This is a genomic window from Mycobacterium sp. TH-M15 (genome assembly GCF_057473705.1).
This window is the reverse complement of sequence record NZ_JBYCLB010000685.1, coordinates 1-2392: the sequence shown is the minus strand read 5'-3', so window position 1 is coordinate 2392 and position 2392 is coordinate 1. Positions and strand designations below refer to the sequence as shown.

Below are 2392 nucleotides of genomic sequence, written 5' to 3'. Positions count from 1 at the left end.
CTCGCGCATGATGCGCATCCGGTCGTCGAATTCACCCATCGTCTCGTCGATCAGATCGAAGCTGCCGCCCGAGGAGAACGCCTTGCCCTCGCCGCGGACCAGCACCGCGCGCACACCCGCGTCACGACCGATGACCGGCCAGATGTCGGCGAGGTCGCGGTGCATCTGCGGGCCGACCGAGTTGAGTCCCGGCGAGTCGAGAATCACGTGCAGCACGCCGTGCTCGGCGCGTTCGACCCGCAGGCTGGGGAACTCGTCGTAGCTGACTGCGGGTCGGCGAACTGGCATCCGGGCTCCTGGCGATTGGCTCGCGGGCATTACCGACGACGAGATTACGCATGTGCCGCGGCGCTGCCCGCCGCGCCCGCCGATTCGCCCGTCGTGGCAGCATTGAGCCTGATGAGTGACCGCCGCACGCTTCCCGATTCGCCGTATCTGGCCGCCGCCGCCGGCCGCAAACCTAACCGGGTGCCGGTGTGGTTCATGCGCCAGGCGGGACGCTCGCTGCCGGAATACCGTGCATTGCGCAAGCAGAACACCAAGATGGAAGCCTGCTACAACGCCGAGCTGATCGCCGAGATAACGCTACAGCCGATCCGCCGTCACGACGTCGACGCCGCAATCCTGTTCTCCGACATCGTGGTTCCGCTCCGTGGCGCCGGTGTCGACGTGGACATCGTTGCCGATGTCGGACCGGTGATCGCGGCGCCGGTCCGCACTGCTGCCGACGTCGACGCCTTGGCGCCGCTGGATCCGGCCGGGGTGCAACCGGTTGCCGACGCGGTCTCGCTGCTGGTCGGCGAGCTGGCCGAGGTGCCGCTGATCGGCTTCGCCGGTGCGCCGTTCACGCTGGCGTCCTACCTGGTCGAGGGCGGTCCGAGCCGTAACCACGCCAGAACCAAGGCGATGATGCTGTCCGAGCCGGCTTGCTGGCACGCGCTGATGGCGAAGTTGACCGAGTTGACGATCGGCTTCCTGCGGGTTCAACTCGACGCCGGGGTGGACGCGATTCAGGTGTTCGATTCCTGGGCCGGTGTGCTGTCGTTGGCGGACTACCGCCGCTACGTGCTGCCACACAGTTCGCGGGTGTTCGCCGCACTGGCCGACCGGGGTGTTCCGATGACGCACTTCGGCGTCGGCACCGCCGAACTACTGGGTGCCATGTCGGCCGCCGGAGCGACGGTGGTCGGGGTCGACTGGCGGACGTCGCTGGTTGATGCAGCCGCGCGGGTCGACAGCGGTAAGTCGTTGCAGGGCAATCTCGATCCGGCGGTGCTGTTGGCCGGCTGGCCGACCGTCGAGCACGTGGCGCGCACGGTGGTCGACGACGGGCGACGCGCTGTCGACGCCGGCGCGGCCGGGCACATCTTCAACCTCGGCCACGGCGTGCTGCCGGAGACCGACCCGGCGATACTCACCGACCTGGTAGCGCTGATCCATTCGCTATGACTTCCATCGGACGCTCGTACTGTGTTGTCGGCGGCGGCATTTCAGGTCTGACCGCGGCGTACCGGTTGCGCCAGAGCGCCGGTGAGCAGGCGAGCATCACGCTGTTCGACCCCTCAGACCGGCTCGGTGGAGTGCTGCGCACCGAGCAGGTCGGCGGAGTTGCCGTCGATGTCGGCGCCGAAGCGTTCGTGGTACGACGACCCGAAATGCCGGCGTTGCTGGCCGAACTGGGCCTGGCGAACGAACAACTCGGCACTACGGGGGCGCGCCCGCTGATCTACAGCCAGGCGCGGCTACATCCGTTGCCGGCGGGAACGCTCACCGGCATCCCCTCGTCGGCGGAGTCGATGGCCGGCCTGGTCAACGACGCCACCCTCGCTCGGATCGCGGCCGAGCAGGATCAACCGTTGAGTTGGCAGCCCGGCGCCGACCCGGCCGTCGGCGACCTGATCGGCGACCGGTTCGGCGAGCAGGTGGTGGCCCGGTCGGTGGATCCGATGCTCAGCGGTGTCTACGCGGGGTCGGCGGCGACCATCGGCCTTCGTTCGGCGGCACCCGCCCTGGCCGCGGGCCTCGATGCCGGCGCCACGAGCGTCACGGACGCGGTCCGGCAAGCTCTCACCAGCATCACCGCCGGCCCGATCTTCGGTGCGGTGGGTGGGGGATACACCGTGCTGGTCGACGAACTGGTTCGCCGCAGCCGGATCGACTGGGTGCAGGCCGCGATCGACGGCATCGACACCGCCGGGCAAGGTTGGCGGCTCCGGGACGCTGGCGGTGCCGAATGGCATGCCGACGCGGTGGTCATTGCCGTCCCGCCGGCGGGACTCGCCCGCCTGGTCGGCGCTGTCGCTCCGCGCACCGCCGCAGCGGCCGGCCGGATCGAGTGCGCCTCCTCGGCGGTACTCGCGATGGCGGTACCCCGTGGCATCGACTTCCCGCA

2 protein-coding genes and 1 pseudogene are annotated in these 2392 nt (G+C 69.5%); 2 read left to right on the top strand and 1 reads right to left on the bottom strand.

The genetic code is table 11. The features are described 5' to 3' along the window. Positions 1-288: pseudogene (locus AC2VNT_RS16755) on the bottom strand (enoyl-CoA hydratase); the annotation flags it as partial. A gap of 111 nt (positions 289-399) precedes the next feature. Here AC2VNT_RS16755 and hemE point away from each other — a divergent pair. Together hemE and AC2VNT_RS16745 are read left to right on the top strand one after the other, a co-directional pair. Then, entirely contained in the window at positions 400-1449 is a 1050-nt protein-coding gene (gene hemE, locus AC2VNT_RS16750; RefSeq protein WP_486947925.1) for a uroporphyrinogen decarboxylase, read from the top strand. Then, positions 1446-2392, top strand: a 947-nt coding sequence (locus AC2VNT_RS16745; RefSeq protein WP_486947924.1) for an FAD-dependent oxidoreductase, incomplete at its 3' end; no start/stop codon positions are given. The genes hemE and AC2VNT_RS16745, both read left to right, overlap by 4 nt.